At 62.1% G+C, this 4703-nt stretch carries 4 protein-coding genes; all 4 read right to left on the bottom strand.

Annotation, left to right across the window (positions count from 1 at the left end):
* On the bottom strand, positions 1 to 619 hold a 619-nt coding region (locus AC1DX0_RS31355; RefSeq protein WP_477358308.1), incomplete at its 3' end, for an acyltransferase family protein.
* A gap of 277 nt (positions 620 to 896) precedes the next feature.
* Positions 897 to 1694, bottom strand: coding sequence for an FAD binding domain-containing protein (locus AC1DX0_RS31350; protein WP_477358306.1), 798 nt, complete (start codon positions 1692 to 1694; stop codon positions 897 to 899).
* A gap of 12 nt (positions 1695 to 1706) precedes the next feature.
* Entirely contained in the window at positions 1707 to 4058 is a 2352-nt protein-coding gene (locus AC1DX0_RS31345) for a xanthine dehydrogenase family protein molybdopterin-binding subunit (RefSeq protein WP_477358304.1), read from the bottom strand.
* A 113-nt stretch (positions 4059 to 4171) separates the two neighbouring features.
* The gene (locus tag AC1DX0_RS31340) at positions 4172 to 4675 is read right to left on the bottom strand and encodes a (2Fe-2S)-binding protein (RefSeq protein ID WP_477222238.1); all 504 of its coding nucleotides are present in this window, start codon (positions 4673 to 4675) and stop codon (positions 4172 to 4174) included.
* Between the last annotated feature and the right edge of the window lie 28 nt (positions 4676 to 4703).

Below are 4703 nucleotides of genomic sequence, written 5' to 3'. Positions count from 1 at the left end.
GGATCGAAGCGATGTGCACATCGGTGCGCCAGTAAGTGGCCTCGTAGTCCAACTTGAACACCCAGTACGAAATCGCGCCGTTGGCCATGGCGAGCAAGGCCAGCGCCACCAGCAGCGGGATGACGCGGTTGCGGCTGGAGACGAGTGCGCTGATCAGCGCCAGGATGATGTAGGCATGCTCCTCGACGCAAAGCGACCAGATATGGTCCAGCGCCCCGGCCCGGGTGACAAGAATTCCGGCGTAGTTGTAGGTGAATGTCAGCGCCGTCAGCGCCGCCTTCCACTTGAAGGCGATGAACGTGCCGGAGAGCGCGACCATGGCAACGATGACGAACACCAGTAGTGCCGGGTAGATGCGCGAGAAACGGCGCTTGAAGAACTTCTTCAGCGGGTAGCGCTCGATGAACAGGATTTCGCCCATCAGCCGGCCGCTGAGCACGAAGAAGAATTCGACGCCCAGCACGCCAAGATTGATTCCCGGAACAGGAAAAAAGTGCCCGATCAGCACCAGGGCGATCGACAGGCCGCGCCAGCCATCGAGATAGGCCAGTCTTGTCCGGGCCGATCTGTCGACGACGGATCGGGACGGAACCATATGGGTCGCGGAAATTTCGGACATGCCGATCCCTTCGCATTGGCATGCGAAAGGGCACGGCGATACGCTCTCCGAACCCAGCTCGCATTCCCGCCCAAAATCATATTGCAGTGCAATATTTGTTTGTGCAAGTGCGAGATTGCCGCTGATGCAGTTTCCGGACGAGCACGCGCCGGAATTGCTTCAAGCAACGGGATGGGGCGCTGAGGCGATTCCACCAGGAATTGGGTGGCTACAGGTCGCCACAGACGAAAAAGGGGCCACTACGGCCCCTCTCCTTGTCCACGACTGCTGACTCGCGTCAGGCGTTGGCAGCTGCCACGGCACGCTTGGCCATGACCGCGATCAGATTGGCGCGGTAGTCGGCGGAAGCGTGGATGTCGCTCATCAGGTTCTTCGCCGGCACTTTCACGCCGGCGAGCGATGCAGCGTCGAAATTCTTCGCCAGTGCCGCCTCGATCTCYTTCGARCGGAAKACRCCGTCATCGCCGGCACCGGTGACGGCTACGCTGACGCCATCCTTGCCCTTGGCCACGAACACGCCGACGATCGCATAGCGCGAGGCCGGGTTACGGAATTTTTCGTAGGCCGCCTTTGCCGGTGCGGTKAAGGTAACAGCCGTGACGATCTCGCCATCCTTCAATGAGGTTTCGAACAGCCCCTTGAAGAACTTGTCTGCTGATATTTCGCGCTTGTTGGTGACGATGGTGGCGCCGAGCGCCAGAAGTGCCGCCGGATAGTCCGCCGCCGGATCATTGTTGGCGATCGAACCGCCGATCGTGCCTTTGTGGCGCACTGCCGGATCGCCGATTAGCGACGCCAGATGGGCAAGCGCCGGACAGGCCTTGCGCAGCTTCTCGTCRTTGGCAACRTCGAARTGCGTGGTGGCGGCRCCGATRGTGACCGTCTTGCCCGACACTTTTATCCCCTGCAGATCCTTGATGCGTGACAGATCAACAAGGTCGGAGGGCGCGGCAAGCCGCGTCTTCATGGCGGGGATCAAGGTCATGCCGCCGGAGAGCAGCCTGGCGTCGCCGCTCTTCACGAGCTTGGCGGCGTCAGCGACCGAGGCGGCACGGTGATAGTTGACCGAGTACATGGCTTTTCCTCCTCAGTGCTTCGTCGTGGCGCGGATCGCTGCCCACACGGTGGATGGCGATGCTGGCATGGCGAGATCGTTGCTGCCGATGGCATCGGTGATGGCGTTGATCACCGCCGGCGGCGAGCCGATGGCGCCGGCCTCGCCACAGCCCTTGATCCCCAACGGATTGCCCGGACATGGCGTGTTCGAGGTCGAGACCTTGAACGACGGCAGGTCGCCGGCGCGCGGCATGGTGTAATCCATGTAGCTCGCCGTCAGCAGCTGTCCGCCGGCGTCGTAGTGAGCGCCTTCCAGCAGCGCCTGGCCGATCCCTTGCGCGATGCCGCCATGCACCTGGCCTTCGACGATCATCGGATTGATGATGTTGCCGAAATCGTCGGCCGCCACGAACTGCACGATCTCCGTCGTTCCGGTCTCCGGATCGATTTCGACCTCGCAGATGTAGCAGCCTGCCGGGAAGGTGAAATTGGACGGATCGTAAAAGGCCGTTTCCTTCAGCCCGGGCTCCATGCCTGCCGGCAGATTGTGGGCGGTATAGGCGGCAAGCGCCACCTGGAACCACGGCACGTTCTTGTCGGTACCGGCAACCTTCAGCGCGCCGTTCTCGATGACGATGTCGCCCTCGTCGGCCTCGAGCAGGTGGGCTGCGATCTTCTTGGCCTTGGCCTCGACCTTGTCGAGCGCCTTGACGATGGCCGACATGCCGACCGCGCCCGAGCGCGAACCGTAAGTGCCCATGCCCATCTGCACCTTGTCGGTGTCGCCATGGACGATCGAAACAGAATCGATCGGCACGCCGAAGCGCTCATTGACGAGTTGCGCGAACGTCGTCTCGTGGCCCTGGCCATGGCTGTGCGAGCCGGTCAGCACCTCGATCGTGCCGACGGCGTTGACCCGCACCTCGGCCGATTCCCACAGGCCGACGCCGGCGCCGAGCGAGCCGACCGCCGCCGACGGCGCGATGCCGCAGGCCTCGATGTAGCAGCTCATGCCGATGCCGCGCAGCAGCCCYTKCTTGGCSGCSGCRGCCTTGCGCTTGGCAAAGCCGGCATARTCSGAMGCCTTCATCGCSGCRTCGAGMGAGGCCGCGTAGTCGCCGGCATCATAACACATGATGACCGGCGTCTGGTGCGGGAAGGTGGTGACGAAATTCTTGCGCCGCAAGTCCGCCGGCGAAACGCCGAACTGGCGCGCGGCGGTTTCCATCATGCGTTCCATGACGAAAGTTGCTTCCGGCCGCCCTGCCCCGCGGTAGGCATCGACRGGKGCKGTGTTGGTGTAGATCGCCTTCACATTGGCGTGGATCGCCGGGATGTTGTACTGGCCCGACAGCAGCGTCGCGTAGAGATAGGTCGGGGTCGCCGACGAGAACAGCGACATGTAGGCGCCGAGATTGGCCTTTGTTTCGACCTTGAGGCCAAGGATCCTGTGGTCCGCGTCGAAAGCCATTTCGGCATGGGTGTGGTGGTCGCGGCCATGCGCGTCGGTGAGGAAGCTTTCGGTGCGGTCAGCCACCCATTTCACCGGAACGCCGGTCTTCTTCGAGGCCCACAGGCAGACGATCTCTTCCGGATAGATATAGATCTTCGAGCCAAAACCGCCGCCGACATCCGGCGCGATGACGCGCAGCTTGTTTTCCGGCGCGACATTGTAGAAGGCGCTCATCACCAGCCGCGCGACATGCGGGTTCTGCGACGTCGTCCAGCAGGTGTAATGGTCCTCGGCCTTGTCATAGTGGCCGAGAGCCGCGCGCGGCTCCATGGCATTGGGAACCAGCCGGTTGTTGATGATGTCCATCTTGATGACATGGGCTGCCTTCTTGAACGCGGCGGCGGTGTCGTCGGCATTGCCGATGTCCCAATCGAAGATCAGGTTGTTTTCGGCCTCCGGATGGATCTGCGGCGCGCCCTTGTCCATTGCTTTGGAAGCATCGACGACGGCCTTCAATTCCTTGTAGGTGATCTCGACCGCCTCGGCCGCATCGCGTGCCTGGCCCTTGGTCTCGGCGACGACGATGACCACTGCGTCGCCGACATAGCGGACCTTGTCGAAGGCCAGTGGCGACCACGCGCCCATCTTCATCGGCGAACCATCCTTGGAATGGATCATCCAGCCGCAGATAAGGTTGCCGATGCCGTCGGCCTTGAGTTCCTTACCGGTCAAGACACCGATGACGCCAGGCATGGCTTGCGCCTTCTTGACGTCGATCTTCTTGATCTGCGCATGCGCGTGCGGACTGCGCACGAAGGCCGCATGCTTCATGCCGGGAACCACCATGTCGTCGACATAGCGGCCGGCGCCGGTGATGAACCTTTTGTCTTCCTTGCGCGCGACCCGAGCGCCAACACCTTCAATACCCATAGAAATTCCTCCCGAGATTGTAGGGGGAGTAGGTGAGTAGGGCAGTACGGCAGTGGGGAAAAATTGGTTCCGGTTCCCTACTGCCCTACTGCCTTACTGACCTACTGCTTCGTTCACGCAGCTTGTTTCGCTTTGGCCTTGGCGGCCCCCTTCGACATCGTCTTCGATGCGGCGAGGATCGCCTTGACGATGTTGTGGTAGCCGGTGCAGCGACAGATGTTGCCTTCCAGCTCGGCCCGCACCGTCGCCTCGTCGAGGCCCTCGGGATGGCGGGCGATCATGTCGGTTGCCGTCATGATCATGCCTGGCGTGCAGAAGCCGCATTGCAGGCCGTGATGTTCCTTGAAGGCGGCCTGCACGGGATGCAGGTCGGCGCCGTTGGCAAGGCCTTCGATCGTTACGACGGTCGACCCTGAGGCCTGGATGGCGAGCATCGAGCAGGACTTGACCGCCCTGCCGTCGACATGAACGACGCAGGCCCCGCATTGCGAGGTGTCGCAGCCGACATGCGTGCCGGTCAGGCCGAGATTCTCGCGCAGGAAGTGAACCAGCAGCGTTCGATCCTCGGCGACCCCGCTGACCCTTCTCCCGTTCACCATCAACGAAATATCAGACATGAATCCTCCCTGGGTATCAACCTTGGTC

The sequence above is a fragment of the Mesorhizobium sp. P3_A9 genome (genome assembly GCF_056402975.1).
This window is presented reverse-complemented; position numbering and strand designations above follow the sequence as displayed.

What these genes read in the sequence shown, in the direction of transcription:
- AC1DX0_RS31340 (WP_477222238.1), bottom strand. Translation starts at nt 4,675, where the DNA reads ATGTCTGATATTTCGTTGATGGTGAACGGGAGAAGGGTCAGCGGGGTC.